The following is a 25,653-nucleotide window of genomic DNA, read 5'->3' as shown; positions in this document are numbered from 1 at the left end:
GCGCGATGATGGGTGCAAGCGGCCGGAGCGGCCCTGCACCCGGCGCATACCAGCTATGGAGGGCCGGGCCTTGTGGCCCACCATCGGCTTTGCCATAGTGCCCCCACCCCGAACAACGAGCAGAGACATGTCCCCCTTCCCGTTCTTGCGCACGGCCCTCGCGCTGGTGCTGGCCGCAGCCGCCGTGCTGCCCGCGCAGGCGCAGGCGCAGAGCAGCGCCGGCCGCAGCATCCGCTTCGTGGTGCCCTTCGGCCCCGGCGGCGCCGGCGACCTCACGGCCCGCATCGTGGCGCAGAAGATGTCGGAGTCGCTGGGCCAGCCCATCGTGGTCGACAACAAGCCGGGCGCCGGCGGCGTGGTGGCGAACAGCGCCGTGGCCAAGGCCCCGCCCGACGGCCAGACCCTGCTGCTGCTGACCAACGCGGTGGCGGTGACGGCCAGCCTGTTCAAGACGCTGCCCTACGACACGATGAAGGACCTGGCGCCGGTCACGACCCTGGGCTACTTCGACATGGCGCTGGTCACCGCGCCCGATTCGCGCTTCAAGTCCCTGCCCGAGCTGCTCGCCTATGCGCGCGCCAACCCGGGCCGCCTGAACATCGGCACCATCAACGTGGGCAGCTCGCAGAACCTGGTGGCCCAGATGTTCAAGAGCGCCGCCGGCATCGACGCCCAGGTGGTGCCCTTCAACGGCACGCCCGCGGTGGTGACGGCCCTGCGCGGCGGGTCCATCGACGCGGCGGTCGAGATCGTGGGGCCCCTGATCGGGCAGATCCGCGGCAACGCCGTGCGCGCCCTGGCCCTGATGGGCGAGAAGCGCTCGTCGGCGCTGCCCGACGTGCCCACGGCAGGCGAGGCCGGCGTGCCGCGCTTCGGCGTGTCGGCCTGGAACGGCCTGGGCACCACGGGCGGCACGCCGCCCGCCGTCGTCGAGCGGCTGAACAAGGCCGCCAACGCCGCCCTGGCCTCGCCCGAGGTGCGCAAGCAGCTGGCCGACCTGTACGTAGAAGCCCGCGGCAGCACGCCCGAGCAGATGGCGACACTGCTGCAAAGCGAGATCCAGCGCTGGTCGCAGGTGATCGAGCAGGCCGGTATCCCCAAGCAATGAGCATCCAACCCCGCATCCAGCGAATCCCCTCGCCATGAGCAATTCCGACAAGTCCGCCGCCACCATCCTGCCGCCGCACCCGAACCCGAGCCGGCCGGCGTTCCGCCTGCCGCCCGGCGCCTGCGACGCGCACTGCCACGTGTTCGGCCCCGGCGACCGCTTCCCCTATTCGGGCAAGCGCACCTACACGCCGCCCGACGCACCGGCGGCCGGCCTGCGCGCGCTGCACCAGCTGCTGGGCATCGAGCGCGTGGTGCTGGTGCAGGCCAGCGTGCACGGCCACGACAACAGCGCCATGCTCGATGCCATCGCGCAGTCGCCCGACACCTACCGCGGCGTGGCCATGGTGGGCGCCGGCGTCACCGACGCCGAGCTGCAGGAACTGCACCGCGGCGGCGTGCGCTCGGTGCGCTTCAACTTCGTGCAGCACCTGGGCGGCGCCCCCGACCTGCCCACCGTGCAGCGCATGGCCGAACGCATCAAGCCGCTCGGCTGGCACCTGGTGCTGCACCTGGACGCCGAGGACCTGGTGACCTACCGCGAGTTCCTGCTCGGCCTGCCGGTGCCGTTCGCCATCGACCACATGGGCCGCACCATGGTGAAGAACGGCCTGGACCAGCGCCCGTTCCAGCTCCTGCTGGACCTGGTGAAGTCCAACGAGAAGGCCTGGGTGAAGGTGAGCGGCGCCGAGCGCATCTCCGACGCCCTGTCGGCGGCCCGGGGCGGCCCCTACGCCGATGCCGCGCCGTTCGCCCGCCAGCTGATCGAGGCCGCGCCCGACCGCGTGCTGTGGGGCACCGACTGGCCGCATCCCAACGTGCGCGAGATGCCCGACGACGGCAAGCTGGTGGACCTGCTGCAGCAGTTCACGCCCGACGAGACGCTGCTGCGCAAGCTGCTGGTCGACAACCCGACGCGCCTGTACTGGTACGACTGAAACCGGAGTTCCCGATGATCTACGAACAGCGCGTCTACCGCGCCCTGCCGGGCCGCCTGCCCAAGCTGCTGGCGCGCATGGAAACCGACACCCTGCCGCTGTGGGAGAAGCACGGCATCCAGCCGGTGGGCTTCTTCACCACCGTGGTGGGCGAGTCGTCGAACGACCTGACCTACCTGCTGGCGTGGGCCTCGATGGCCGAGCGCGAGGCGCGCTGGGGCGCGTTCCAGGCCGATCCCGAGTGGAAGGCCAAGCGTGCCGAGAGCGAGAAGGACGGCCCGCTGCTGGCCAACATCTCCAACACCATCCTGGCGCCGACGGCGTTCTCCCGGTTGAAGTGATGGATGGGCGGTGGTGGCCGCCCTGTGAGAACTGACGAGCCAGGGCGCGGCCGGCGGGCCGTTCGCCGCTAGCATGGCCGGCCATGCCAGACCACGTGCCGCCCGACGCCCTGCAGATTCCCCGGTTCGTCGACTCGACGGCCTCGCTCGGCGATGAACTGACCCGGGCCGAGTCCGACGCGCGCGCTGCCTTGCGGCAGGTCACCCGCCTGCGGCTGCGCGGCGCGCCCTTTTCCGATTTCTCCGCCGCCATCCGGCAGGCCGGCCGGGCCCATTCGCGCGTCGAGATGCTGCAGCGCGAGGCCGAGGGATTGCGCTGAGCGGCGACCATCGGCAGGGCGCTGACGTCGCCTCGCAACTCATCCGTGTAACCAGACGCTGCGCGACCGTCGAGCCGATAGATTCCGCACCACCGGCACCGACTGGATGAGGAACCGAGGACATGGGGACCAACGCGCGTGGCAGTGCGGACCACCAGAAGCAGCAGGACCGCAACGGCGACCAGGCCGACCAGCAGACCAGCGGGCAGGGCGCGGCCAGCGCCCTGGCCCGGTTCATGACCCAGCGCGAGCAACGGCGGCGGGAAAGCCCGCCGGAGGCGCCCAGCGAGGATCGCTCATGACCAAGCCTCCCGCCGAGGGCGTCCCGAAGTACAAGGATTCGGTCCCCCACACGGGCGAGGGGGCCGACAGTGCCTTCTTCGCGCTGCTGCGCCGGCAGCGGCAGAAGCCGGGCGAGCCGACCGGCTTCCAGGACACCGTGCCCATGCCGCGGCCGGACGAGGACGACGCCTGAACCAGCCCTGGCGGCCTGCCCCGGCCGTCACTTCTGCGTGCGGATGAACACGCTGAGCGAGAGGATCACCGCGGCAATGGCGACGCCGTAATAGAGCAGGTCGGGCCCTGCCGACCAGCCGAACGTCTCGCCCAGGAACAGCACGCCCAGCGCCAGCACCACCACGCCGATCAACTTGGCCTTGAGGTCGTCCAGGCTCTCGACGCCGGCCCGCAGCCAGGTGCGCGCCGAGGGGTCGATGAACAGCGTGTAGAGGCCGCTTGCGGTGAGCCAGGCCACGGTGGCCAGCAGGAACAGATCCAGCGCCTGGATCGCGACCAGGGCCAGTTCCTTGGCGTCGCAGCTGCCGACGCAGGCCAGGCTGCGCAGCAGCATCGAGATGCCGGCGGCCACCAGCCCGGCCTCCAGGATGATGGAGCCGACCACGGCGCCCAGCAGCAGGAAGCGGCAACCGGCCAGCGCCCTGCCCAGCACCGACGTTGCCGGCGGTACGGCGTGGGGGGGCTCGGGGAGGGTGCTCGATGGATCCATGGGGGCCTCTCGGTCGCTGGGCCGCCCATTCTTCTGCCGAGGTGCGTGCCCAGCTATGGGACCTTCGTCCCACGTCACGCGACGGTCACGGAATTGACCCAAAGTCCCATTGGCAGGTCGGCCGTTGCGCTCCACAGTGGTTCTCCCCCGTCTAGGAGACAGGCAATGGGCAAGGAACACAAGAACGGGCACAAGGACAAGGCTGGCAAGGACGACCACCACGACGATGCGCAGGCCGTCCCGACGAAGCTGGGCAACCGCGCCTACCTGGAGGAACTGCGCAAGCTGCACATCGAGCTGGTGAAGCTGCAGGAATGGGTGCAGCGCCACCGCGCCAGGGTCTGCGTGGTGTTCGAGGGCCGCGACGGCGCCGGCAAGGGCGGCACCATCAAGGCCATCACCGAGCGGGTCAGCCCCCGGGTGTTCCGTGTCGTGGCGCTGCCGGCGCCCAGCGAACGCGAGAGCAGCCAGATGTACATGCAGCGCTACGTGCCGCACCTGCCGGCCGCGGGCGAGGTGGTGATCTTCGACCGCAGCTGGTACAACCGCGCCGGCGTCGAGCGGGTCATGGGCTTCTGCACCGAAGAGCAGTCGCAGGAGTTCCTGAAGGTCGTTCCGCTGGTCGAGCAGGCCATCGTGCGCTCGGGCGTCACGCTGCTGAAATACTGGCTGGAGGTGAGCCAGGAGGAACAGACAAAGCGGCTGCAGGACCGCATCGACGACGGGCGCAAGGTCTGGAAGCTCTCGCCGATGGACCTGAAGTCGTACGGGCGCTGGTACGACTACTCGCGGGCCCGCGACGAGATGTTCCTGGCCACCGACACCGAGATCTCGCCCTGGCTGGTGGCCCGCACCGACGACAAGCGGCGCGGCCGGCTCAACATCATCTCGGACCTGCTCTCGCGCATCCCGTACGAGCAGGTCAAGCGCGAGAAGATCGCGCTGCCCAAGCGGCAGAAGGCCGGCCACTACCAGGAGCCGGACTACCCGTACCACCGCATCTCGGAGCGCTACTGAGCGCCCCGATGGTGTTCAGCGCACCGTGGCGCGCACCTTCTCCAGCTCGGCCCGGTAGACCTTCACCACGGCCGGGTCGTACGACGCGGCGAACTTCTCGGCCACCGGGGTGGTGAGTTCGCGCATGCGCGCCAGGGTGGCGGGCGGGACGTCGTTGACCTGCATCTTGCCTTCCAGCTCCTTGCGCGCGACCGAGGACGCATCGCGGCTGACCTTGCGCTGGTAGGCGCCGGCCTCGATGGTCGCCTCGCGCAGGATCTTCTGCTGGTCCGGCGTCAGCTTGTCCCAGGTCTTCTTGCTGACCACCACCGGGTTGGCGGTGTAGACGTGGTTGGTGACGCTGAGGAACTTCTGGACCTCGAAGAACTTGCTGGTCTGGATGACCGAGAACGGGTTCTCCTGCGCATCCATGGCCTTGGATTCGAGCGCGCCGTACAGCTCCGGGAACGCCATCGGCACCGGATTGGCGCCCAGCGCGCTGAAGCTCTCGACGAACATCGGGTTGGGGATCACGCGCAGCTTCAGGCCCTTGATGTCCTCCACGTTGACCAGCGGCTTGCGGCTGTTGGTGAACTGGCGGAAGCCCGTTTCCCAGAACGCCAGGCCGACCATGCCCTTGTCCGCCAGCTTCGACATCAGCAGCTCGCCGAACGGGCCGGCCAGCAGCGCGTCGACCTGCTCTGCCTTGCCGAAGGAGAACGGGATGTCGAGCAGGGTGAACTCCTTGACCACGCCGCCCATGACCGTGGCCGAGGGCAGCGTCATGTCCTGTACGCCGCCCTGCACGGCGCTCAGCTGCTGGGCCTCGCCGCCGATCGATCCCCCGCCGAGTTCCTGCAGCTTCATCTTGCCGCCGCTGCGGGCCGCCAGCAGCTCGGCGAGCTTCTGCGCGCCCAGCGAGATCGGATGGCCCGGCTGCACCACGTGGCCGAAGCGGATGGTGTGCTCCTGGGCCTGCACGGGGCCGGCCAGGGCGAGCGCCGCCGCGGCCAGGGTGGCGGCGAGGAAGTGACGGGTGTTCATGCGGGTGTCTCCTTGGAATGGGTTGGAAGGAAAGGAAGCGGGAATCAGGACGGGCGCAGCACGATCTTGCTGCCCTCGCGACGCTCGACCATCTGCAGCGCGCGCTCGAAATCGCGGAACTCCACCTGGTGCGTCACCAGCTTGAGCACGTCGGCCGCGACCCGCGGCAGCACGGTCATCATCAGCCGCCAGGTGGTCTCGTTGTAGCCGCGCGAGCCGATCAGGGCGAGCTCCTTGAGCACGATGGGCGTGCTGCGCAGGGTGCTGGCGCCGTGGCACAGGCCGATCAGTCCCACGCTGCCGCCGCGGCGGCACATCGCCACCGCCTGCTCCAGCGTGCTGGCCACGCCGCTGGTCTCGTACACGATGTCGGCGCCGTCGGCCTGCAGCGCGCGCAGCGCCGCCAGCGGGTCGGCCGCGTCGATGTCGACCGGCACCGCCCCCAGCTCGCGCGCCAGCCGCAGCCGGCCGGCGTCGGCCGCGACGCCGGTCACCAGCACCTGCCGGGCGCCGGCCGCCAGGGCCAGCACGGCGCACAGGATGCCGATGGGGCCGGCGCCGATGACGGCCACCACGTCGCCGGCGCGCACCGGCACGCGCTCCAGCACCGCGTGCGTGGCCACCGACAGCGGCTCCAGCAGGGGCGCGACCGCGGCATCGGTGCCCGCGGGCAGCGGGTGCACGTTCCATTGCGGCACGCTGACCAGCTCGGTCCAGCCGCCGTCGATGCGGCCGCCCATCAGGCGGCGGTCGTCGCACAGGGTGGGGCGGCCCAGGCCGCAGTAACGGCAGTGGCCACAGGCGATCTGCGGGTTCACCGCCACCACGGTGCCGGGGGGCACGCGGTCGCCGTCGGACTCCACCACGGTGCCGGCGAACTCGTGGCCGACGATCAGCGGGAAGCGGGGCGCGTACTGGCCGACCACGGCCTCGTGCCACTTCCAGATTGCGACGTCGGTGCCGCAGATGCCGCCGGCCGTGATGCGCACCAGCACTTCGCCCGGCCGGCGCTGCGGCGGGTCGACGTCGATGAGGGCCATGGCCCCGGGTTCGGGGCGGAGTTTCGCGACGGCTTTCATGGGGTACCTGCCTGCAAGGGAATGGATGCCTTCGCGGCCTGCACGGCGGCATAGGCGAAGACGAGGGCGGGGCCGAGGTTGATGCCGGGGCCGGGATAGGCGTCGCCCATCACCGACTGCATGTCGTTGCCCACGGCGTACAGGCCGGCGATGGGTGCGTCGCCGCGCAGCACGCGCGCCTCGGGGTCGGTGGCGAGGCCGGCGATGGCCGCGATGTCGGCGGGCTGCAGCCGCACGGCGTAATAGGGCGCCTGGGCGATGGGCGCCAGGGTGGGATTGGGCTGCACCGCCGGATCGCCCAGGTTGCGCTGGTAGGCGGAGCTGCCGCGCTGGAACTCGGTGTCCACGCCGGTGCGGGCGTGGCCGTTCATGCGCTCGATGGTCCGTTGCAGGGCGGCCGCGTCGATGCCCAGCTGGCCGGCCAGGGCCGCGATCGACGGCGCACGCACCAGGTAGCCCTCGCGCAGGTAGTGCGCCAGGCTGCGCCCGCCCGGGCGCACCATGCCCAGCCCGTAGCGGGTGAGTGCGCGCTGGTCGGCGATGAGCCAGGCGACGGCGTTGGGCCGGCCGCCCGGCCCCTCGGCCAGCATGCGCTCGCCGAACTGGTGATACGAAAGGCTCTCGTTGAGGAAGCGCTCGCCGGCCGCGTTGACGACCACCGTGCCGGGCTTGGCCCGGTCGAGGACGAAATGGGGGAACACGGCGGTGCTGCCGTCGCCGCGCCGGTGCACCGACACCGGGGCCCAGAACGCGGCGCTGCCGGCCGGCCGCACGAACCGGGCACCGAGCCCGATCGCTTCCTGCAGCAGCGTGCCGATGGCGCAACCGGCGCGGGGCGAGTGCGTCACGTCGGCCGGGATGAACTGGCTGCGCAGGCCGGGGTGGTCGTTGAAGCCGCCGCCGGCCAGCACCACGCCCAGCCGCGCCTTCACTTCCAGCGGCTGGCCGTCGCGCAGGGCCACCACGCCGGTGACGCGGCCTGCGGTCTGCACCAGCTGTTGCACCGGCGTGCCGGTCCAGATCGGCACCTGGCGCTGGCGCAGCGACTGCAGCAGCCGGCCGACCAGCGCATTGCCCATCACCAGCCGGGCACCGCGCGGATGGCGCAGCCGGTCGCCGGCATGCCGCAGCAGCAGGCGGGCCGCATGCAGGAACGAGGCGCGCGAGCGCGTGGCGTTGAGCAGGTGGCCGATGTCGATGCGGTCGACCATCATCCCGCCCAGGATGGTGAACTCGGGGATGGGCGGGCGCACCAGGGCCAGCGCCGGTCCCAGCTGGCGGCCGTCGAACGGCAGGCACTCCAGGACGCGGCCCCAGGTGGTGGCGTCGGGCAGCTCGGCCAGGTAGTCGGGGTGGTGCGGGAAGGCACGCAGACGCACCTCGGTGTGGTCTTCCAGGCAGCGCACCGCCTGCGGCCCCAGGGCCAGGAAGCGCTCGCGCAGGGCGGCCGGCGAGCGGCCGCCGGTGGCGAGCTCGAGGTAGTGGGCGGCACGGGCTGGCGTGTCGCCCGAGCCGGCGGCCAGGTGCGTGTTGGGGATCCACAGGGCGCCGGCCGCCAGGGCGCTGGTGCCGCCGACCCAGCGCGACTGCTCGAGCAGCAGCACGTCCAGGCCCTCCAGGGCCGCGAACAGGGCGGTGGCCATGCCGGCCGCGCCGGCGCCGCAGACGACCAGGTCGACTTCGCGCACGGCGGGCGAAGCGGCTCGCGGATCGAGATCGCGCTTCATGGCGTGGCCTGCGCGTCGGCCAGCACCATGGCGGCGCCCTTCTCGGCCACCATCAGGGTGGGTGCGTTCGAATTGCCGGAGGTGGTGGTGGGCAGCACCGAGGCGTCGATGACGCGCAGCCGCTGCACGCCGCGCACCCGCAGCCGCGGGTCGACCACCGCATCGGCGCCGCCCATGCGGCAGGTCCCCACCAGGTGGTAGCCCGACACGCCGCGGGCCCGCGCGTAGTCCAGCCACTCGGTGTCGCTGTCGACGGCGGCGCCGGGCAGCGTCTCCTCCACCCCCCATTGCTGCAGCGCCGGCATCGAGAACAGCCGGCGCGCCAGCCGCAGCCCGGCCAGCAGCGCCTCGCCGTCGGCGGCGGCGCTGAGGTAGCACGGCGTGATCGCCGGCGCGTCGGCGGCATCGGCCGTGCGGGCGCGCACGCTGCCCGTGCTGTGCGGGTAGGACTGGTAGACGCTGATGGTCATGCCGCCTTCGCGCTCCAGCGAGTAGGTGCCGGGCTGGAAGCTGGCCGGTGCGAAGCTCAGTTGCAGGTCGGGCGCCGTGCGGTGCGCGGCGCTGCGCGCGAACGCCGCGCAGGTACTGGCGCCCAGCGTGAGCAGCCCCGCGCCGGTGGCCGCATAGCGCAGCAGCTCCAGGCCGAGCGCCAGCCCGCGGGTGCGCTCGTTCAGCGTGCCGATGCCGCGCACGCGCTGGGTCAGGCGCACCGAATAGTGGTCGCGCAGGTTGGCGCCGACGCCGGGCCGCTCGGCCAGCAGCGGGATGCCCAGGCCCTGCAGCAGGTCGGCCGGCCCGATGCCCGACAGCTGCAGCAGGTGCGGCGAGCGAATCGCGCCGCAGGCCACGATGACTTCGCGCCGTGCCCGCACCCGCAGGCGGCCCGTCGGCCCCTGCAGTTCGGCACCGCTGGCGCTGGTGCCGTCGAACAGCAGCCGTTGCGCCAGCGTGCCGGTCATCACCTCGAGATTGCGGCGGCCGCGTGCCTGGCGCAGGTAGGTCTGGGCGGGGCCGCGGCGGAAGCGCCCGGCCCGGTTCTGGTGGAAGGCCGCGGCGCCTTCGCGCTCGGGGCCGTTCAGGTGCTCGCGCAGCGGCAGGCCGGCCTCGGCGCAGGCCTGCAGGAAGGCGCCGTTCAGCGGGTGTTTCTCGGCGAAGGTCGACACCGGCAGCCGGTTGGCCGGCGCGGCGCCGTCGACGTTCTCGATGCGCTCGTAGTACGGCAGCACCTCCTCGAACGACCAGCCTTCGCAGCCCTGCGCCAGCCACTCGCGGTGTTCGGCCGGAGCGCTGCGCACGTACAGCATGCCGTTCATGCTGCCGGTGCCGCCCAGCATGCGGCCCTGCGGGTAGGCGATGACGCGGCCGTCCTGGGCCGCATCCGGCTCCGAGCGGTAGCGCCAGCTCACCACCGGGTCGTCGATCAGGCGCAGGAAGCCGGCCGGCACGTGGATGAAGGGATTGCGGTCGGCCGGCCCGGCCTCGACCAGCAGCACCCGGTACCGGCCGTCCTCGGTCAGGCGGTCGGCCAGCACGCAGCCCGCGCTGCCGGCCCCGATCACCAGGTAGTCGACCTCGCGGTCCCAGCGTTCGGCGGCGGTCATCCTGCCTGCTCCAGGAGCGCGAGGGTGAGCTGGCGCAGCTGGCGCGCCCGCTCCACCGGCGGCAGCAGGCCGGGGCGCCCGTGCAGAGGCGTCTCGATCGAGACCATGCAGCCGGGCGGCAGCGCGCGCAGCATGCCGGGCAGGTCGAGTCCGCCCTGGCCGGGTGGCAGCCGCGCCTGGCGCGTCTGGAACAGCAGCTCCTCCTGGGAAGCGGGCCGCTGCGCCGGTGCGTCGCAGATCTGGAACCAGGCCCAGGCCGCGGCCGGCAGCGCGGCCAGGTCGGCCGCCGTGCCGCCCGAGCGGTCGAGATGGATGGCGTCGACGATGACGCCGCCCACGCCGGCGCGCTGCACCACGCGCAGGGCCGAGGGCAGGTCGCGGATGCCGCGCCAGGGCATGAACTCCAGGCCCAGCTGCACGCCGTAGCGCGCCGCCAGCTGCGCGAGCGCATGGAAGCGGTCGGCCAGCCGCTCCTCGTCGGCGTCGTCGCCCGCCACCAGCAGGCGGCTGGCACCGAGCTCGGCGGCGGTCGCGATCAGGGGTTCGAAGCGGGCGACCTCGCTGGTCCCCGACAGCCGCACCAGCTCGACGTCGTGCACCGCCACGCCGCGGTCGCGCAGCCGCGCCAGCGTCTCGCGCAGCATGGGCGTGCCGCCGATCATGGGGTGCTGCCGCTCGCCATCCGACGCCGGCGCGATCCGCAGCCCCAGGTGCGTGTAGCCGGCATCGGCCGCCGTCTCCACCACCTGCGGCGGGGTGAGTTCGATCACGGTGAGGTGCGCGAGCCCCACCGGATGCGGGGCGCCGGCCGTCGGGCGCGTCGTCATCGGACGTCGGCCGGCGTCGCCGAGAAGGACACGGTGTACAGGCCGCTCTCGGCGCCGGCGGCCGCGCCCGCTGCCTGCAAAGCCTCGGGCCCGAGCCGGGATGCCGCCAGGGCGCGCAGCACCGCCTCGTCGTAGCCCACGGCCACGAACACCCAGTCGGCGAAGCGGTCGCCGCCACGGATCTTCTGCTCGGTGGTGGTCTCGATGGGCGGCGGCTCGTGGCGCAGCAGGTGGCCGCCCACGCAGCCGGCCTGGTCGGCCAGCGAGGCCGCCAGCGCCTGCAGGCCGGCCTGCAGCGCCTCGTCGCGGCCGGGCGCCGGCGACAGGCGCACGGCGAGCGCATGGCGGGCGACCCCGGCGCCGGTGGATGCCAGCACCCGGCACTGGCTGCGCACCATGTGGCGGTGGTGCGGCATCATGCGCGTGGACCAGGGCGTCGGCGCGTTCAGGCTGGCGAGGTAGTGGCTGGACGACAGGGTGGCGTAGGCCTCCAGTTCGTAGAGCTGGAACACGCCTTCGCCGCCGTCGGCACTGGCCCAGCGCGTGGCGCGCCGGAAGCCGGGGATGGCCAGCCGCTCGCGGAAGTGTTCGTGCGAATGCCAGTCCTGGAATTCCGTCCGCATCGCGGGCGCCATGTCCCACCACATCGCGAGCGCCGCCTGTCCCAACAAAGCCATGCCTGCCTGTCTCCACCGTTCAGGTGCGGAGTGCCGGGACTTCCGGCGCCGCCCATCGGCCGATCATGCCAAGAAGTTGAATGACGTTCAACTTTTAGATAGCATTCAACTTTTGAACGGCGAAGGACGTGCCCGCATGAGTGGTGCCCTGGAGAAATCGCTCGCGATCCTCGAGTACCTGGTCGACTACCCCGACGGCGCCGCGCTGGCGCAGATCGCGACCGACCTGAACCAGCTGCGCAGCGGCTGCCATCGCACCCTGCACGAGCTGATCGGCTATGGCTACGTGCGCCAGCTGCCGCAGCGCGGCGACTACGCGCTCACCACCAAGATGGCGTCCATGGGCCTGAGCTTCCTGGGCAAGTCGGGCGTGGTCGACATCGCGCAACCGGTGATCAACCGGCTGGCGCAGGCCACCGAGGAACTGGTGCGGCTGGCCATCGTCGACGGCGAGCGCCTGACGCTGGTGGCCAAGGCCCAGGGCGCGCGCTCGGGCCTGCTGTACGACCCCGACATGGGCATCGACCTGCGCCTGTCGTGCAGCGCGGCGGGGCAGGCCTGGCTGATGACGCTGCCCGAGGACGACGCCATCGCCTACGTCACGCGCCAGGGCATCGGCGACCCGAAGCACTACGGCCCGGCCGCGCCCACCAGCATCAAGGCGCTGCTGAAGGCGCTGGACGAAGGCCGCAAGCGCCGCTTCAGCATCATCCAGGACGCCTATGCGCCGGGCATGAGCTCGATGGCGGCGCCGGTGCAGCGCGCCGGCGAGCGCGCCACCGGCGTGGTGGTGATCGCCGGGCCGTCGTCGCGCCTGACGCTGCCGCGCATGCTGCAGTTCGGCCAGCCGCTGCTGGCCGCCGCCGACGAACTGGCTGCCACCGGCCACGCCTCGCCGCTGCTCAAGGGCGCCAACGTCGGCACCTGGGGCAACGTGGCCGAACGGCCGGCGCGCCGCGCCCGGAAGGCAGCATGACGGCGGGACATGCCGGCGTGCACTGCGCGGTGCCGGGCACCGACCTGCTGGGCGAGACGCCGCTGTGGTGCGAGCGCACCCGCTCGCTGCTGTGGCTGGACATCGACGGCGGCCGGCTGCAGCGGTTCCATCCCGCCACCGGCCGGCACGACAGCTTCACCTTCGACGGTCGCTACGTCGGCTCGCTGGCCCTGGCGCAACAGCCCGGCACGGTGCTGCTGGGCATCGACCTGGGCCTGTTCCTGTTCGACCTGGGCACCGGCGAGCAGCGGCTGCTGTGCCAGGTGGAACCGGCCGATCGCGACAACCGGCTGAACGACGGCCGCTGCGACGCCCGCGGCCGCTTCTGGGTGGGCACCATGGACAACCAGCTGCACCGGCCGCAGGGCGCGTTCTACCGGGTCGACCCCGACGGCCGCTGCGAGCGGCTGTTCGACGACGTGATCGTCTCCAACACCGTGGCCCTGTCGCCGGCGCAGGACCGGCTCTATTTCTCCGACACGCGCCGCTTCACCACCTGGCAGTTCGATCTCGACCTGGACCAGGGCACGCTGGCCAACAAACGCGTGTTCGCCGACCACACGGCCGCGCGGCTGCGCCCGGACGGCGCCTGTGTCGATGCGCAGGGCTACCTCTGGAATGCCATCTTCGCCGGCAGCCGGGTGGTGCGCTACACGCCGGCCGGCGAGATCGACCGGGTGATCGACCTGCCGGTGACCAACCCCACCTGCGTGTGCCTGGGCGGCCCCGGCCTCACGACCCTCTACATCACGACCGCCCGCAAGTTCCTCGACCGCGGGCGGTTGCGCCAGGAGCCGCTGGCCGGCTCGGTGCTATCGGTCGAGGTGGACGTGCCCGGCCTGCCGGAGCAGCGATTCGGCACGCCGCCGTCCGGCGCAACCAGGAGCCAGCCATGAGCGCAAGCGACCGTCCGCCCTTCGACCGGGCCGCCGACGACCTCGGCAACATCACCCTGCTCGAGCACTACAACTGCGTGATCGACGACCAGCGCCTCGCGACGCTGTTCTACGTCGTGGGCCTGGGCGGCACGCGCGATCCCTACCTGTTCAACGGCCTGGACAACATGTGGGTGAACTTCGGGCGCACGCAGGTGCACCTGCCCAGCCGCGGCGGCACGCCCCAGCGCCTGCGCGGCACCGCCGGCTTCGTGCTGCCCGACCTGGCCGCGCTGACCGCGCGCATGGACAAGGTGCGCAGCGAATCGCGCCGCGTCGTGCCCGACCGCCCGCACGCCTTCGACGCCACGGTCGGCGACGGTGTGGTCGACCTCACCTGTCCCTGGGGCAACCGCATCCGCTGCCATGCGCCGTCGCCCGAGTGGCCGGGCATCGAGATCGGCCTGGCCTACATCGACTTCGACGTCCCGGCCGGCACCGCCGAGGGCATCGCCCGCTTCTACGACGAGGTCATGGGCGCGCCGGCACAGATGCGCGGGCGCCAGGCCATCGTGCGTGCCGGCAGCTTCCAGACCCTGCGCTTCACCGAGACCGACCGCGAGCTGCCGCCCTACGACGGTCACCACTTCCTGGTGTACCTGGCCGATTTCTCCAGCCCCTACCGCTGGCTGCGCGAGCACGGCCTGATCACCAAGGATGTCGATCCGCACGAATGGCGGCTGGAGTGGATCTGCGACCCGCGCGACGGCCGCCGGCTGTTCCAGATCGAGCACGAGGTGCGCAGCACGCGCCACCCGCTCTACAACCGCGCGCTGGTCAATCGCAATCCGGGCCTGACCAACGTGAACTGGACGCGCGGGAGCGAGGCGTTCAAGGGCGGTTACTGAGGCCCGCCGGGTCCTGCGGTCCCAGGGGGCGGAGCACCCGGCAGGGATTGCCCGCCGCGAAGACGTCGGCGGGGACATCGCGCGTCACCACGCTGCCGGCGCCGATCACCGCGCGATCGCCGATCGTGACCCCCGGCAGCACGATGGCGCCGCCGCCGATCCAGACGTCGCTGCCGATCGTCACCGGCCGGCCGGACTCCTGCTCGCGACGCTGCCGTGCATCCATGGGATGCAGGGGCGTGTAGACCTGCACCGCGGGGCCGAGCAGGGTGTGGGCGCCGATGGCGATGCGGCACACGTCCAGCAGGACGCAGTTGAAGTTGAGGAAGACGTCGTCGCCCAGTTCGATCTGCGTGCCGTAGTCGCAGTGGAAGGGCGGGGTGATGGCCACGCGGGCCCCGGCCGCGCCCAGCAGCTGGTCGAGCACCGCGCGTTGCCGCGGGTGGTCGGGCGCCGTGGCGTTCAGCCGCGCGCACAGGGCCCGCGCGCGCTCGCGCGCAGCCACCAGCTCGGGATCCATCGCCCGGTAGGGCTGGCCGGCGAGCATCTTCTCGCGTTCGGATGGCATCGGCAGGTCTCGGCCGCCACGCGCTTTCGCGGTACGCAGGCCGCGTGACTCAGCGGGGCGGAGGGGGGACCAGCGGCACGACCCGCGTGCCCGGCGGCGGGTTCGGGAAGCCCTGCAGCGCGGCGTCCAGCAGGGCCACCGGGCTCGCTCCCGCACTGCTGCTGGCCTGCGACTGGAACACGACCTTGCCGCTGGCCACGTCGCGCACCTGCACGTCCATGCGCTGGAACTCGTGCACGCTGCCGCCGATCGGGAAGCCCAGCCCGATGCCGATGCCACCGCCGCCCCAGCTGCTGGCGCCCAGGCCGACCCCGACCGAGGGCGAGGCGGGGGCACTGCCGTAGTAGTCCTGTCGGTAGCCCAGCTGCACCGCCAGCTGTGCGCCGGTGTCGACCCGCCGCAGGCCGGCCTGGGCCAGCAGGTCGTCGGCTGCGCGCTCGAGCTGGTCCTGGCCCGGCAGGCCGGCCTGCGAGGGCAGGCGGTCGTGCCGGTAGGTGGTGCCGGCCATCTGGCCCGGCTGGTTGGCGAAGACCTGCACCGTCGCCTGCGGTGGCGCGCTGGCGCAGGCGGCGAGCAGTGCGGCCATCGACAGGCCGAGCAGGCGGGGGACGCAGCGCGGGGTCATGGTCGGCAGTGTCGACCCGGCGCCGCCGGCGCGTTGTAGGACCGCGGCCGCTGTGGCGTGCGGCGTGGAACTCGGCAGGCGTGGCTGGAGCTTTCGATTACCCGGCTTGCGTTCGGTGGCGCAACTTTGCCGGACAGTCCGGGTCTGACCAGCTCACCCTGCCGTGTACCGGAGGACCCGATGGAGACCACCGCATCGCCCGGCAGCAAGCTGTTTCGCGGCCTGCTGTGCCTCGTGCTGCTGCTTTGCGCGGCCGGGCTGGTTGCGGCCCGGGGCGGCGGAGGTGGACACGGTGGCGGCGGCCACGGCGGTGGTGGGCACGGGGCCCACGGCGGCCATGGCGGCTCCGGCGCCAAGGCACCCGGCGGCGGCTTCCAGGCGCGCGGCGGCGGGGGCGGTGGCGGCGGAGGGCACGGCGGCGGCGGAGGCCACGGTGGGCATGGCGGCCACGGCGGACATGGTCATGGCCACCATGGACACGGCCATGGGTTCGTCGGCGGCGGCTGGGCGTGGGGCTGGCCGGGCTACTACTACCCGTCCTACCCCTACTACTACGACGGCACCTATGCGCCCGGCGTCTACAACGCGCCGAGTGCCACCTATTACTACTGCAATGCGCTGCAGGCGTACTACCCGCAGGTGCTGTCGTGCCCCGAGGCCTGGGTGCTGGTGGCGCCGCAGGGCGCTCCGCAGTACTAGCCGCGCAGCGTCGGGTCAGTCCGACGTGATCCCGTTCTGCTTGATCAGCGCGCCGTAACGCGCGAACTGGGTGCGCATGGCGGCGCCCAGTTCGTCGGGCGAGGTGCCGCGCGGCGTCAGGCCCTGCCCGTTGAGCTTCTCGCGGATCTCCGGGTCGGCCAGCGACTTCTGGATCGCGCCGTGCAGCGCCTGCACGATCGGCCGCGGCGTGCCGGCCGGCGCCATCATGGCGAACCAGGAGTTGAACTCGAAGCCCGGCAGGCCCGACTCGGCCACCGTCGGCACGTCGGGGAACTGCGGCATGCGGCGCGGCGTGGCGACGGCGATCAGCCGCAGCTTGCCGGCCTTGACCAGCGAGGTGACGGTGGCGATGCCCTGGAACGCGGCCTGCACCTCCTGGCCGGCCACGCCCATGGCGGCCTGGGTCGCGCCCTTGTACGGCACGTGCTTCATCTGCACGCCGGCCTGGGAGGCGAACAGCGCCATCGCGATGTGCTGCGGGCTGCCGTTGCCGCCCGAGCCGTAGGTGAGGTCGCCGGGCGTGCGCTTGGCGCTGGCGATGAGCTCGGCGGCGGTGCGGATCGGCGAGTCGGCGTTGACCACCAGGCCCCACTCGACCGTGGCCACCAGCGACACCGGCTCGAAGTCCTTCAGGATGTCCCACGGCATCTTGGCGTGCATGTGGGGCACCATGGTCATGATGCTGTCGTTGAAGCCGCCCAGCGTGTAGCCGTCGGGCGCGGCCTTGGCGACGTTGCCGGCGCCCACCAGGCCGGCGGCGCCCGGCTGGTTCTCCAGCACGAACGACTGGCCCAGCTCGGTGCCCATCTTCTGCGCCACGATGCGCGCGGCGTTGTCGACGGCACTGCCGGCCGCCAGCGGAACGATGATCTTGACCGGCTTGGCGGGCCAGGTGGCCTGGCCGCGGGCGGCGCCGGTGAAGGCGAGCGCGCCGCTGGAGGCGGCGAGCAGGAGGTGGCGGCGGTTCAGGCGCATGGGGTCTCCGTTCAATTCGTGTTGTGCAGGGTCGGGATGCCGAGCTCGCCGGCGATGGCGTCCAGCTGGGCGAGCAGGGCCGGCGGCAGCGCGATGCCCTCGCGTTCGTTCTGCTGGCGGCGCAGGTGGCTCTGCTCGCCGGGCAGCCAGACGCGCTCGACGCCGGGCATGCGTTCGCTGGCGCGCATCTCGCGCACCACGGTGTCGACGCGGGCCTTGAAGGCGGCCACGTCGCCGAATGCCGCCGGGTCGATGACCAGGATGGCCTGCCCGGTGTTGGTCGTGGTGCGGTAGTCCTTGTTGAAGTCGATCACCTCGCGGCCCATGGCGGCGCCGTTGAGCGTGCCGGCCAGCATGCCGATGACCAGCGCCAGCCCGTAGCCCTTGTAGCCGCCGATGGGCATCAGGAAGCCTTCGTCGGCACGCTTGGGATCGGTGAGGGGCTGGCCCAGGCGGTCGATCATCCAGCCGATGGGCATCTGCTCGCCGCGCTGCGCCTTGGCCTTGACCTTGCCGTAGGCCGCCACGGTGGACGCCATGTCCAGCACCACCGGCGGCTCCTCGGCGGCCGGGATGGCCACCGCCACCGGGTTGGTGGACAGCAGCATGTCCAGCCCGCCCCAGGGCGGCAGGTGGTTGGCATTGCCCACGGCGAAGTAAACGCCGATCATGTCCTGCGCCGCCGCCATGCGCGCGTACAGCGAGGCCGGGCCGGCATGGTTGGACAGGCGCGAGCCCACCCAGGCCACGCCGCAGGTGCGCGCCTTCTCGATGGCCAGCTCGGTGGCCTTGTGCATCACCAGGTGGCCGAAGCCGTTGTCGCCGTCCAGCAGCGCCATGCCCGGTTTCTCCTGCACCACGCGGATGGCCGGCTGCAGGTTGTAGCCGCCCTCGCGCACGCGGCGCGCATAGGGCGCGAGGCGGATGGCACCGTGGCCGTCGGACCCCTGCGTTTCCGCATCGGTCATCAGGCGGGCAACGGTGGCAGCGTCGGTGGGGGGAAGGCCCAGCCGCTCGAGGGCGGCGGTGATGAAACGGCACAGGCGCGCCGGCGGCACGCGGGAATCAGGCATTCACGATCCTCTGGTGAAGGGCGAGCACGGCGCAGTCGGGGCTGCTCAGGACGGGGCAGGGCAGTTGCTTCTGCACCGCCTCGCTGGCGTCGGCCATGGAGAACTGGGCCAGCATCACGACGTCGCAGCCCTGCAGCTGGCGCGCGACATCGGCGATCTTGCGGTGGTGGTCGGCGGTGCGCCCGTGCGCCAGGTCGTCCATGGCCTGCGGCACGAACATGCTTTGCAGGTCGACGGCCATGCCGCGCGCATTCGCCATGGCCTGGAATTCCTCGGCCATCGACGGGATGGAGGCGGCGAAGGTGGCCAGCAGGCCGGCCTGCAGCACGGCCCCGCGCGGCTTGACCGCCAGGGCCTGCTCGAACATGGCCTCGTTCGGCTTGAGCGTGGGGCGGCCCGCTTCGCGCGCGGCGGCCTCGATGGCGGGACCGAAGGCGGAGCAGGTGAACAGGATGCCCTGGCAGCCGGTGCCGACGACGTAGCGCGTGAGCTCCAGGAAGCGGCCCACCATGGCCTCGGTCAGCCTGCCGGCGGCGGCGCGGTCGACCGACAGGCTGTCGTCCAGCAGGTTCATGCGGATGGCAGACGGCCAGTGGCGCTTGAAAGCGGCCTGGATCGGCTCCACCGCCAGCGGCGTGGCATGGATGAGTGCGATCCGGGGTCCGGGAGGGGTCATGGGCGGCGATGGTAGCCGCGCAGGGGGCGGCCGGCGTGAGGGAAAGTGCGCATGCGCCGCAAGGGGCGGCCGGGCGCCCGCGGGCCGCCGCCCGGCCTCACTCGGCGGTGATCCTGGCCGTCTCGACGATGCGCGCGAACTGCGCAGACTCTGCCTTGATGAAATCGCGGAACTGCGCGATGGGCATGGCCGCCGGCTCGCCGCCCTGTTCGCGCAGCTTCTTCACCAGTTCGGGGTCGGCCAGTGCCTGCGTCACGGCCGTATTGAGCTTCTGCTGCACGTCGGCGGGCGTGGCGGCCGGCGCCCACAGGCCGAACCAGTTCTCCAGCTGGTATCTGGCCAGCGGCTTGTACTCGGCGATGGCGGGCAGGTCGGGCGCGAAGCTGGTGCGCTTGGCGGACGTGACCGCCAGTGCCTTCACCTTGCCGGCCTGGATGAACGACTTGGCCGCGGTGTAGCTGACGAAGGTGAGGTCCACCTGGCCGGTGGTCACGTCGATCAGCTGGCCCGAGGCGCCCTTGTACGGCACGTGCACCATGTGCATGCCGGCCAGCTCCTCCAGCAGCTCGCCGTTCAGGTGCTGCGGGTTGCCGACGCCACTGCTCGAATAGGTGAGCTTGCCGGGGTTCTTCCTGCCGTAAGCGACCAGTTCCTCCATGGTCTTGACCGGCAGGGTGGGGCTGGCCACCAGCACGTTGGGCACCCGCGTGACCAGCGTGATCGGCGCCAGGTCCCGAGCCGGGTCGTACTGCATGCGGCCCTTGTAGACGAAGGGGTTGATAGCGGTCTCGCCGGCCGATCCCATCAGGAGCGTGTAGCCGTCCGGCTGTGCCTTGACCACCGCCATGGCGCCGATCATCCCGCTGCCGCCGGCCTTGTTGTCGACGACGACGCTGGTGCCGAGCGTGGTGCGCAGCTTGTCGGCCAGCAGGCGGGCCATGGTGTCGACCCCGCCGCCGGCCGAGAAGGGCACGACGATCGTGATCGGGCGCGAGGGATAGGCGTCGGCGGCGCCGGCCTGCGTGGAGGCGACGGCCGCGGCGGCGGCCAGGGCGCCCAGCAGGGCGCGGCGGTGGATGGACATGGTGTCTCCTGGGGCGGTTTTGGGGTGGCGGCGATTATTGCATTTCAACTTGAAAAAGTGCAAACTTCGGGCATGACGATCCGGACGACCCCATGGCTGGGCCACCTGCAGTGGCGCGGCGAGGACCTGCTGTTCGCGGACCTGCCGCGGCACTTCGGCGACAAGCTGCAGCGCCTGCCGGTGGTGCTGCGCGTCCTGCTGGAGAACGTGCTGCGCAACAGCGCCGGCGACGAGCGCGAGGCCGCCGTGGCGGCCCTGCTGGCGTGGCTGGAGACCGGCCGCAGCCAGGCCGAGATCGCGTTCCAGCCCGGCCGGGTGCTGATGCACGACACCACCAGCACGCCGGCGCTGGTCGACGTGGCGGCCATGCGCGACGCCCTGGCCGAAGCGGGGGCCGATCCGCGCCGGCTCAATCCGCAGCTGCCGGTGGACGTGTCCGTCGACCACTCGCTGGCGGTGGAGGTCTACGCGCGCAGCGACGCGGCGGCGGTGAACCTGCAGCACGAGATGCGGCGCAACCGCGAGCGCTACCAGTTCCTGCGCTGGGCCGCGCAGGAACTGCGCAACGTGCGCATCCACCCGCCGGGCACCGGGATCATGCACACCATCAACCTGGAGCAGCTGGCCACCGTCGTGACCACCGAGGACCGGGCCGATGGCCGCTGGGCCGTGCCCGACGCGATGATCGGCACCGACAGCCACACGCCCATGGTCAACGGCATCGGCGTGCTGGGCTGGGGCGTGGGCGGCCTGGAGGCGCAGACGGTGATGTTCGGGCTGCCGACCATGCTGCGCATCCCGGAGGTGACGGGGGTTCGCCTGGTCGGCCGCCTGGGCCCGGGCGTGCAGGCCACCGACCTCGCACTCACGGTCACCGCGCGGCTGCGCGAGCTGGACGTCACCGGCGAGTTCGTCGAGTTCTTCGGCCCCGGCGTGTCGGCCCTGGCGGCCGGCGACCGGGCCGTCGTGGCCAACATGGCGCCCGAGTACGGCGCCACCACAGGCTACTTCCCGGTCGACGCCCACACGCTGCGCTACCTGCGCGAGACCGGCCGCGAGCAAGCCGCCGTGGAACTGGTCGAGGCCTATTGCCGCCGCGCCGGCCTGTGGTTCGACCCCGCGGCGGTGCCGCGCTACACGCGCACGATCGAGATCGACCTGGGGGCCATCGGCCTGCACGTGGCCGGCCCGCGCCGCCCGCAGGACCTGCTCGACCACGGTGACACCGGGCGCGCGCTCGCCGCCACCGGCTTCACGCCCGTCCGGCCGTCCACGCTGCCGCGGCACCCGGTCGCGATCGCGGCCATCACCAGCTGCACCAACACTTCCGACCCGCGCCTGCTCATCGCGGCCGGCCTCGTGGCGCGCAAGGCACGCCTGCTCGGCCTGCGGGTGCCGGCCTGGGTGAAGACCTCGCTGGCACCCGGTTCGCCCGCCGCGGCGTCCTACCTGCGGCGCGCCGGCCTGCTGGACGACCTCGAGGCGGTGGGCTTCGGCATCGTGGGTTACGGCTGCACCACCTGCATCGGCAACCCGGGCCCGCTGACCGAGCCGATCCGCGCCGGCCAGGCCGAGGGCGCCTGCAAGGCGGTGGCCATCCTGTCGGGCAACCGCAATTTCCCCGGCCGCGTGCATCCGGACATCGAGCTGAGCTTCATCATGTCGCCGGCCCTCGTCGTGGCCTTCGGCCTGGCCGGCGACGCCGAGCGCAACCTGCGCGACGAGCCGGTGCAGGTGGCGCCCGACGGCCGCGCCGTCCGCCTGCAGGACCTGTGGCCGACCCACGAGGAAGTCGACGCGCACCTGGCCGCCGCGCAGGACAGCACCGACTACGCGCGCGACTTCCGCATCGCGAGCGGCAACCCGCTGTGGCGCGACCTTGCGGCGCCGCAGGGGGCACTGTTCCCCTGGAGCGCCGGCTCGACGGCGCTGCGGCGCCCGCCGTTCGCCGCCGTCACCGAAGGCAGCCTGCTGGGCGAATACGTCGCGCATCCGCTGCTGGTGCTGGGCGACGACGTCACCACCGACCACATCTCGCCAGCCAGCGCCATCCCGCCCGACAGCCTGGTGGCCGACTACCTGGTCGAGCGCGGCGAGCGGCGCGACGACCTGAACGTGTTCGCCTCGCGCCGTGGCAACTGGGAGGTGATGGTGCGCGCCGCGTTCCACAACAAGACGCTGCGCAACCTGCTGCACCCGGCGTCGCCGGTGGCGCACACCCTGCATGCGCCCAGCGGAGAGGTGCAGCCGATCTGGGACGTGGCGGCGCGCTACCGCCGCGACGGCGAGTCGGTGGTCGTGGTGGCGGGCGAGCGCTACGGCATGGGCTCCTCGCGCGACTGGGCCGCCAAGGGCCAGCGCCTGCTGGGCATCCGCGCGGTGCTGGCCAACAGCTTCGAGCGCATCCACCGCTCCAACCTGATCGGCATGGGGATCCTGCCGGTGCGGCTGCCGGCGGGGGTGACGCCGGCCACGCTGGCGCTGCGCCCCGGCGACCGGCTGGCGGTGGACGCGCGCAGCGACCGGCTCGAGGTCCGTGGCACGATCGCGGTCCGGGTGCTGCGGGCCGATGGCGGCGTCGAGGCCTTCGACGCCACCGCGGCCGTGGAAACCCGGCTGGAAGTCGAGTTGCTGCGCGTGGGCGGGGTGATCCCCTCCATCCTGCACGAGACCCTGGCCACGCCGGCGCGCACGGGCGCGGCGGCCCCATCCTGAAGGAACTTGCGATGAACGACCTGTCCGGCCTCGTGGCCGAAGCCGCTCCCGGCGGCACCCTGCGCGTCTCGATCAACGTGGGCAATGCGGTGCTGGCGCGCCGCGACGGCGACAGCGCCGCCGGCGTCTCGGTCGACCTCGGGCGCGAATTCGCGCGCCGCCTGGGCGTGGCGGCCGACCTGCTGGTGTTCGCCACCGCCGCCGAGTCGGTCGACGCCGTGCGCAGCCAGAAGGCCGACCTCGGCTTCTTCGCCATCGATCCCAAGCGCAGCGACGGCATCGAGTTCAGCGCGCCCTACGTGCTGATCGAGGGCGCCTACGTCGTGCGGGACGGCTCGCCGCTGAAGGTCAACGAGGAGGTCGACCGGGCCGGCCACCGGGTGGTGGTGGCCAAGGGCAGCGCCTACGACCTGTTCCTCAGCCGCGAGCTGAAGCAGGCCGAGATCGTGCGCGTCGCGAGCTCGCAGGCCGTGGTGCAGGAGTTCGTGGCCAGCGGCGCCGAGGTGGCCGCCGGCGTCAAGCAGCAACTCGAGGCCGACCTCGCGCGCCAGCCGGGGCTGCGCCTGCTGCCGGGCCGCTTCATGGTGATCCAGCAGGCCATGGGCGTGCCGGCCGGCCGCCCCGCGGTGGCCGAGGCGCTGCGCCGCTTCGTCGAGGAGATGAAGGCCGGCGGCTTCGTGGCGCAGGCGCTGGCGCGGCACGGCATCCAGGGCGCCGGCGTGGCGCCCCCGGCGGCATGAGCGGTCGCCTGGTCGCCTACGCCGGTTCGCGCACCACGCGCGAGCGCAACGCGCGCGGCGAGGGCATCAGCGTGTTCGAGGTCGACGAGGCCAGCGGCGACCTGCGCCTGCTGCAGGTGATCGGCGATCTCGTCAACCCGTCTTACCTGGCCGCCAACCGCGGCGCGACCCGCCTCTACGCCGTCCACGGCGACGGCCAGGAAGCGAGCGCGTTCAGCATCGGGGCGGGCGGGCGGCTGGAGGCCATGGGGTCCGTGGACTGCGGCGGGCGCAACCCGGTGCACCTGGCGCTGGACCCGGCCGAACGGTCGCTCGTCGTGTCCGGCCACCTCAGCGGCCTGGTGGCGGTGCTGCCGGTCGAGGCCGACGGGGCGCTGGGCCGCGTTGCGCAGTCGGAGCCGTTGCCCGGCGAGCCGGGGCCGCACCGCATCGAGCAACCGTTCTCCAAGCCGCATTTCAACCTGTTCGATCCGTCCGGGCGCTGGGTGATCGTGCCCGACAAGGGGCTGGACCGCATCTTCAGTTTCCGGTTCGCGCAGGGCCGCCTGGTGCCGGCCGTCCAGCCCTGGGTGCCGGCGCGCGAAGGGGCAGGGCCGCGGCACGCGGTGTTCCATCCGCGGCTGCCGCGCGTCTACGTGCTGAACGAGCTGGACTCCACCGTCACCACCTATGCGTTCGATGCCGACACCGGCGCGTTGCAGCCCCTGCACGTGCTGTCGAGCCTGCCGGCCACCTTCACCGGCAACAGCCGCGCCGCCGGCATCCAGGTCGGCGCCGACGGCCGCCACCTGTACGCCTCGAACCGGGGCCATGACAGCATCGCGGTGTTCGAACTCGAGGGCGCGACCGGCCTGCCGCGGTTCGTCGCCGCGACCCCCGCGGGCGGCCGCACGCCGCGGTTCTTCACGCCTTCGCCCGATGGCCGCTGGCTCTACGTGCTGAACGAGGACTCCGACACCATCGTGCGCTTCGCCGTCGACCCCGTGGCGGGCACGCTGGCCCCGGCCGGCACGCCCCTGCGCTGCGCCAGCGCGACCTGCCTGGTGTTCGCGCGGCTGCCGGCCTGAGCACGGCGCTCAGGGCTTGAGGATCTTCGAGATCTTCTTCAGGTTCCTGAGCGTGTCGCCCAGGTGGGTGCGCAGCATCTGCGCGGCGTCTTCCTGGCGCTCCTGCTCCAGCAGGTCGAGGATGGCCAGGTGCTGTTCGCAGTGCTGCCGGTAGCGCTTGCGGTCCTGCGTCGAGCGGTAGGAGAGCAGCCGCCGCACCCGGTTCACCCGCCGGATGGTGTCGATGAAGAACGGGTTGCCCGAGCCCTCGACCAGCGCTTCGTGGAAACGCACGCCGCGCTCGTGGATCTGGCCGGCGCTGTCGGTCTGGATGCCACCCTGCAGCAGGTGCTGCTCGGCGGCCCGGCAGCGCGCGATGACCTCCGGCGCGATGCGGTAGCCCGGTTCGAGCAGGGCCGCCGGCTCCAGCGCCAGGCGCAGCCGGTACGACTGCAGCAGGCTTTCGGAGGTGGTGAGCATGGGCGAGAACTCCCAGCCGTAGCCGGGCTTCTTCTGGACCCAGCCCTCGTGCGACATGCGGTTCAGCAGGGACTGCAGCTGCGCGCCGGTGAGCCCGTAGCGCTGCTTGAGCAGGGTCTCGCTGAAGGCGTCGGGCAGTTCGCCCTTGAGCCGGTCCTCCGCGATGCGGAAGTAGGTGGCGCTCACCGATGCGCCTTCGTCCAGCCCGAGCTGGCTGGCCAGTTCGTCAGGCGGCCCCTCGATGGCGCTGGCCAGGAAGTAGCCGCGGTTCGGCTCGCGGTGCAGCAGGCCCTTTTCGTGCAGCAGGCCCAGGGCCTGGTTGACGGGCGAGCGGGACAGCCGCAGCCGGTCGGCCAGCATCTGCGCCGGCAGGTGGCTGCCCACGGGCAGCCCGTCGGCGCGGATCAGGTCGATGATCCTCTCGGGAACGGACAGGTCGACGTGCATGAGCCGGTCACGATAACCCATGGCTGCGGCCCGCCGCGGGGCGGGATGCGTGTTTTCCACT

General features: G+C 72.3%; 28 protein-coding genes. 14 read left to right on the top strand and 14 right to left on the bottom strand.

All coding sequences use genetic code 11. The features are described 5' to 3' along the window. Window positions 1–127 precede the first annotated feature (127 nt). The 6 genes from GON04_RS16330 (at window position 128) to GON04_RS16305 (ending at window position 3,181) form a co-directional block, all read left to right on the top strand. The gene (locus tag GON04_RS16330; protein WP_157399115.1) at window positions 128–1,108 is read left to right on the top strand and encodes a tripartite tricarboxylate transporter substrate binding protein; all 981 of its coding nucleotides are present in this window, start codon (window positions 128–130) and stop codon (window positions 1,106–1,108) included. 34 nt (window positions 1,109–1,142) lie between these two features. Then, a complete protein-coding gene (locus GON04_RS16325) occupies window positions 1,143–2,045 on the top strand; it encodes an amidohydrolase family protein (RefSeq protein WP_157399114.1) in 903 nt (300 codons plus the stop codon). Between the two features lie 14 nt (window positions 2,046–2,059). After that, window positions 2,060–2,386 carry an NIPSNAP family protein gene (locus GON04_RS16320; RefSeq protein WP_157399113.1) on the top strand — a complete coding sequence of 109 codons (327 nt, stop codon included), beginning with the start codon at window positions 2,060–2,062 and terminating at the stop codon, window positions 2,384–2,386. A gap of 83 nt (window positions 2,387–2,469) precedes the next feature. Beyond that, complete coding sequence (locus tag GON04_RS16315; protein WP_157399112.1) at window positions 2,470–2,706, top strand: hypothetical protein; 237 nt, start codon at window positions 2,470–2,472, stop codon at window positions 2,704–2,706. Between the two features lie 122 nt (window positions 2,707–2,828). Then, the gene (locus GON04_RS16310; RefSeq protein WP_157399111.1) at window positions 2,829–3,008 is read left to right on the top strand and encodes a hypothetical protein; all 180 of its coding nucleotides are present in this window, start codon (window positions 2,829–2,831) and stop codon (window positions 3,006–3,008) included. After that, a complete protein-coding gene (locus tag GON04_RS16305) occupies window positions 3,005–3,181 on the top strand; it encodes a hypothetical protein (protein ID WP_157399110.1) in 177 nt (58 codons plus the stop codon). The genes GON04_RS16310 and GON04_RS16305 overlap by 4 nt, the downstream gene beginning before the upstream one ends. A 27-nt stretch (window positions 3,182–3,208) precedes the next feature. Here the strand turns inward: GON04_RS16305 and GON04_RS16300 are convergent, their stop codons facing one another. Then, the gene (locus GON04_RS16300; RefSeq protein ID WP_157399109.1) at window positions 3,209–3,712 is read right to left on the bottom strand and encodes a YqhA family protein; all 504 of its coding nucleotides are present in this window, start codon (window positions 3,710–3,712) and stop codon (window positions 3,209–3,211) included. A gap of 165 nt (window positions 3,713–3,877) precedes the next feature. Here GON04_RS16300 and ppk2 point away from each other — a divergent pair, with 165 nt between their 5' ends. After that, complete coding sequence (gene ppk2 / locus GON04_RS16295) at window positions 3,878–4,729, top strand: polyphosphate kinase 2 (protein WP_157399108.1); 852 nt, start codon at window positions 3,878–3,880, stop codon at window positions 4,727–4,729. 15 nt (window positions 4,730–4,744) lie between these two features. Here the strand turns inward: ppk2 and GON04_RS16290 are convergent, their stop codons facing one another. From GON04_RS16290 to GON04_RS16265, 6 genes are read right to left on the bottom strand one after another with little or no spacing between them, the layout of a single operon-like run. Then, complete coding sequence (locus tag GON04_RS16290) at window positions 4,745–5,752, bottom strand: TRAP transporter substrate-binding protein (protein WP_157399107.1); 1,008 nt, start codon at window positions 5,750–5,752, stop codon at window positions 4,745–4,747. A 44-nt stretch (window positions 5,753–5,796) separates the two neighbouring features. Then, entirely contained in the window at window positions 5,797–6,792 is a 996-nt protein-coding gene (locus GON04_RS16285; RefSeq protein ID WP_181653611.1) for a zinc-dependent alcohol dehydrogenase, read from the bottom strand. 35 nt (window positions 6,793–6,827) lie between these two features. Then, entirely contained in the window at window positions 6,828–8,558 is a 1,731-nt protein-coding gene (locus GON04_RS16280) for an FAD-dependent oxidoreductase (protein WP_157399105.1), read from the bottom strand. Beyond that, a complete protein-coding gene (locus GON04_RS16275; RefSeq protein WP_157399104.1) occupies window positions 8,555–10,159 on the bottom strand; it encodes a GMC family oxidoreductase in 1,605 nt (534 codons plus the stop codon). The genes GON04_RS16280 and GON04_RS16275 overlap by 4 nt, the downstream gene beginning before the upstream one ends. Then, window positions 10,156–10,986, bottom strand: coding sequence for a sugar phosphate isomerase/epimerase family protein (locus tag GON04_RS16270; RefSeq protein WP_157399103.1), 831 nt, complete (start codon window positions 10,984–10,986; stop codon window positions 10,156–10,158). The genes GON04_RS16275 and GON04_RS16270 overlap by 4 nt, the downstream gene beginning before the upstream one ends. Then, window positions 10,983–11,663, bottom strand: coding sequence for a hypothetical protein (locus GON04_RS16265; protein ID WP_157399102.1), 681 nt, complete (start codon window positions 11,661–11,663; stop codon window positions 10,983–10,985). Before GON04_RS16265 ends, GON04_RS16270 begins: the two co-directional genes overlap by 4 nt. A gap of 136 nt (window positions 11,664–11,799) precedes the next feature. On the opposite strand from GON04_RS16265, the gene GON04_RS16260 reads away from it, so the two are divergent. From GON04_RS16260 to GON04_RS16250, 3 genes are read left to right on the top strand one after another with little or no spacing between them, the layout of a single operon-like run. After that, entirely contained in the window at window positions 11,800–12,639 is an 840-nt protein-coding gene (locus GON04_RS16260) for an IclR family transcriptional regulator (RefSeq protein ID WP_157399101.1), read from the top strand. Next, window positions 12,636–13,556 carry an SMP-30/gluconolactonase/LRE family protein gene (locus GON04_RS16255; RefSeq protein WP_157399100.1) on the top strand — a complete coding sequence of 307 codons (921 nt, stop codon included), beginning with the start codon at window positions 12,636–12,638 and terminating at the stop codon, window positions 13,554–13,556. The genes GON04_RS16260 and GON04_RS16255 overlap by 4 nt, the downstream gene beginning before the upstream one ends. Continuing rightward, window positions 13,553–14,443, top strand: a complete 891-nt coding sequence (locus GON04_RS16250; protein ID WP_157399099.1) for a hypothetical protein — start codon at window positions 13,553–13,555, stop codon at window positions 14,441–14,443. Before GON04_RS16255 ends, GON04_RS16250 begins: the two co-directional genes overlap by 4 nt. Here the strand turns inward: GON04_RS16250 and GON04_RS16245 are convergent. Together GON04_RS16245 and GON04_RS16240 are read right to left on the bottom strand one after the other, a co-directional pair. Beyond that, window positions 14,427–15,011, bottom strand: coding sequence for a sugar O-acetyltransferase (locus tag GON04_RS16245; protein WP_157399098.1), 585 nt, complete (start codon window positions 15,009–15,011; stop codon window positions 14,427–14,429). The two genes, GON04_RS16250 and GON04_RS16245, sit on opposite strands and share 17 nt — an antisense overlap. Before the next feature lie 49 nt (window positions 15,012–15,060). Then, complete coding sequence (locus GON04_RS16240; protein WP_157399097.1) at window positions 15,061–15,636, bottom strand: hypothetical protein; 576 nt, start codon at window positions 15,634–15,636, stop codon at window positions 15,061–15,063. A gap of 180 nt (window positions 15,637–15,816) precedes the next feature. On the opposite strand from GON04_RS16240, the gene GON04_RS26595 reads away from it, so the two are divergent. Beyond that, complete coding sequence (locus tag GON04_RS26595; RefSeq protein WP_181653610.1) at window positions 15,817–16,335, top strand: hypothetical protein; 519 nt, start codon at window positions 15,817–15,819, stop codon at window positions 16,333–16,335. A 15-nt stretch (window positions 16,336–16,350) separates the two neighbouring features. Here GON04_RS26595 and GON04_RS16230 read toward each other — a convergent pair whose 3' ends face one another. The 4 genes from GON04_RS16230 to GON04_RS16215 all read right to left on the bottom strand — a co-directional run bounded on the left by GON04_RS16230 (window position 16,351) and on the right by GON04_RS16215 (window position 20,164). Beyond that, complete coding sequence (locus GON04_RS16230; RefSeq protein ID WP_157399096.1) at window positions 16,351–17,331, bottom strand: Bug family tripartite tricarboxylate transporter substrate binding protein; 981 nt, start codon at window positions 17,329–17,331, stop codon at window positions 16,351–16,353. Window positions 17,332–17,342: 11 nt separating this feature from the next. Beyond that, window positions 17,343–18,404, bottom strand: coding sequence for an Ldh family oxidoreductase (locus GON04_RS16225; protein WP_157399095.1), 1,062 nt, complete (start codon window positions 18,402–18,404; stop codon window positions 17,343–17,345). Continuing rightward, complete coding sequence (locus GON04_RS16220) at window positions 18,397–19,080, bottom strand: aspartate/glutamate racemase family protein (protein ID WP_157399094.1); 684 nt, start codon at window positions 19,078–19,080, stop codon at window positions 18,397–18,399. Before GON04_RS16220 ends, GON04_RS16225 begins: the two co-directional genes overlap by 8 nt. A 97-nt stretch (window positions 19,081–19,177) precedes the next feature. Beyond that, window positions 19,178–20,164, bottom strand: coding sequence for a Bug family tripartite tricarboxylate transporter substrate binding protein (locus GON04_RS16215; protein ID WP_157399093.1), 987 nt, complete (start codon window positions 20,162–20,164; stop codon window positions 19,178–19,180). A gap of 72 nt (window positions 20,165–20,236) precedes the next feature. Here GON04_RS16215 and acnA point away from each other — a divergent pair, with 72 nt between their 5' ends. The 3 genes from acnA to GON04_RS16200 are packed head-to-tail and all read left to right on the top strand — an operon-like array spanning window position 20,237 to window position 24,686. Next, complete coding sequence (gene acnA, locus GON04_RS16210; protein WP_157399092.1) at window positions 20,237–22,879, top strand: aconitate hydratase AcnA; 2,643 nt, start codon at window positions 20,237–20,239, stop codon at window positions 22,877–22,879. An 11-nt stretch (window positions 22,880–22,890) separates the two neighbouring features. Further along, window positions 22,891–23,619 (top strand): ABC transporter substrate-binding protein, encoded by a 729-nt coding sequence (locus GON04_RS16205; RefSeq protein WP_157399091.1) that lies wholly within the window; start codon window positions 22,891–22,893, stop codon window positions 23,617–23,619. Then, complete coding sequence (locus tag GON04_RS16200; protein WP_198349319.1) at window positions 23,616–24,686, top strand: lactonase family protein; 1,071 nt, start codon at window positions 23,616–23,618, stop codon at window positions 24,684–24,686. The genes GON04_RS16205 and GON04_RS16200 overlap by 4 nt, the downstream gene beginning before the upstream one ends. Window positions 24,687–24,695: 9 nt before the next feature. Here the strand turns inward: GON04_RS16200 and GON04_RS16195 are convergent, their stop codons facing one another. Next, window positions 24,696–25,592: a GntR family transcriptional regulator gene (locus tag GON04_RS16195; protein ID WP_157400719.1), complete on the bottom strand. Its 897-nt coding sequence runs from the start codon at window positions 25,590–25,592 to the stop codon at window positions 24,696–24,698. Window positions 25,593–25,653 lie beyond the last annotated feature (61 nt).

The sequence above is a fragment of the Ramlibacter pinisoli genome (assembly GCF_009758015.1).
Classification (GTDB): domain Bacteria; phylum Pseudomonadota; class Gammaproteobacteria; order Burkholderiales; family Burkholderiaceae_C; genus Ramlibacter; species Ramlibacter pinisoli.
The sequence above is the reverse complement of the archived record's forward strand: the minus strand, read 5'-3'. Positions and strand labels throughout refer to the sequence as shown.

Coding starts and splice junctions, on each gene's coding strand:
- GON04_RS16330 (WP_157399115.1), top strand. CDS start 128: ATGTCCCCCTTCCCGTTCTTGCGCACGGCCCTCGCGCTGGTGCTGGCC.
- GON04_RS16325 (WP_157399114.1), top strand. CDS start 1,143: ATGAGCAATTCCGACAAGTCCGCCGCCACCATCCTGCCGCCGCACCCG.
- GON04_RS16320 (WP_157399113.1), top strand. CDS start 2,060: ATGATCTACGAACAGCGCGTCTACCGCGCCCTGCCGGGCCGCCTGCCC.
- GON04_RS16315 (WP_157399112.1), top strand. CDS start 2,470: ATGCCAGACCACGTGCCGCCCGACGCCCTGCAGATTCCCCGGTTCGTC.
- GON04_RS16310 (WP_157399111.1), top strand. CDS start 2,829: ATGGGGACCAACGCGCGTGGCAGTGCGGACCACCAGAAGCAGCAGGAC.
- GON04_RS16305 (WP_157399110.1), top strand. CDS start 3,005: ATGACCAAGCCTCCCGCCGAGGGCGTCCCGAAGTACAAGGATTCGGTC.
- GON04_RS16300 (WP_157399109.1), bottom strand. CDS start 3,712: ATGGATCCATCGAGCACCCTCCCCGAGCCCCCCCACGCCGTACCGCCG.
- ppk2 (WP_157399108.1), top strand. CDS start 3,878: ATGGGCAAGGAACACAAGAACGGGCACAAGGACAAGGCTGGCAAGGAC.
- GON04_RS16290 (WP_157399107.1), bottom strand. CDS start 5,752: ATGAACACCCGTCACTTCCTCGCCGCCACCCTGGCCGCGGCGGCGCTC.
- GON04_RS16285 (WP_181653611.1), bottom strand. CDS start 6,792: ATGGCCCTCATCGACGTCGACCCGCCGCAGCGCCGGCCGGGCGAAGTG.
- GON04_RS16280 (WP_157399105.1), bottom strand. CDS start 8,558: ATGAAGCGCGATCTCGATCCGCGAGCCGCTTCGCCCGCCGTGCGCGAA.
- GON04_RS16275 (WP_157399104.1), bottom strand. CDS start 10,159: ATGACCGCCGCCGAACGCTGGGACCGCGAGGTCGACTACCTGGTGATC.
- GON04_RS16270 (WP_157399103.1), bottom strand. CDS start 10,986: ATGACGACGCGCCCGACGGCCGGCGCCCCGCATCCGGTGGGGCTCGCG.
- GON04_RS16265 (WP_157399102.1), bottom strand. CDS start 11,663: ATGGCTTTGTTGGGACAGGCGGCGCTCGCGATGTGGTGGGACATGGCG.
- GON04_RS16260 (WP_157399101.1), top strand. CDS start 11,800: ATGAGTGGTGCCCTGGAGAAATCGCTCGCGATCCTCGAGTACCTGGTC.
- GON04_RS16255 (WP_157399100.1), top strand. CDS start 12,636: ATGACGGCGGGACATGCCGGCGTGCACTGCGCGGTGCCGGGCACCGAC.
- GON04_RS16250 (WP_157399099.1), top strand. CDS start 13,553: ATGAGCGCAAGCGACCGTCCGCCCTTCGACCGGGCCGCCGACGACCTC.
- GON04_RS16245 (WP_157399098.1), bottom strand. CDS start 15,011: ATGCCATCCGAACGCGAGAAGATGCTCGCCGGCCAGCCCTACCGGGCG.
- GON04_RS16240 (WP_157399097.1), bottom strand. CDS start 15,636: ATGACCCCGCGCTGCGTCCCCCGCCTGCTCGGCCTGTCGATGGCCGCA.
- GON04_RS26595 (WP_181653610.1), top strand. CDS start 15,817: ATGGAGACCACCGCATCGCCCGGCAGCAAGCTGTTTCGCGGCCTGCTG.
- GON04_RS16230 (WP_157399096.1), bottom strand. CDS start 17,331: ATGCGCCTGAACCGCCGCCACCTCCTGCTCGCCGCCTCCAGCGGCGCG.
- GON04_RS16225 (WP_157399095.1), bottom strand. CDS start 18,404: ATGCCTGATTCCCGCGTGCCGCCGGCGCGCCTGTGCCGTTTCATCACC.
- GON04_RS16220 (WP_157399094.1), bottom strand. CDS start 19,080: ATGACCCCTCCCGGACCCCGGATCGCACTCATCCATGCCACGCCGCTG.
- GON04_RS16215 (WP_157399093.1), bottom strand. CDS start 20,164: ATGTCCATCCACCGCCGCGCCCTGCTGGGCGCCCTGGCCGCCGCCGCG.
- acnA (WP_157399092.1), top strand. CDS start 20,237: ATGACGATCCGGACGACCCCATGGCTGGGCCACCTGCAGTGGCGCGGC.
- GON04_RS16205 (WP_157399091.1), top strand. CDS start 22,891: ATGAACGACCTGTCCGGCCTCGTGGCCGAAGCCGCTCCCGGCGGCACC.
- GON04_RS16200 (WP_198349319.1), top strand. CDS start 23,616: ATGAGCGGTCGCCTGGTCGCCTACGCCGGTTCGCGCACCACGCGCGAG.
- GON04_RS16195 (WP_157400719.1), bottom strand. CDS start 25,592: ATGCACGTCGACCTGTCCGTTCCCGAGAGGATCATCGACCTGATCCGC.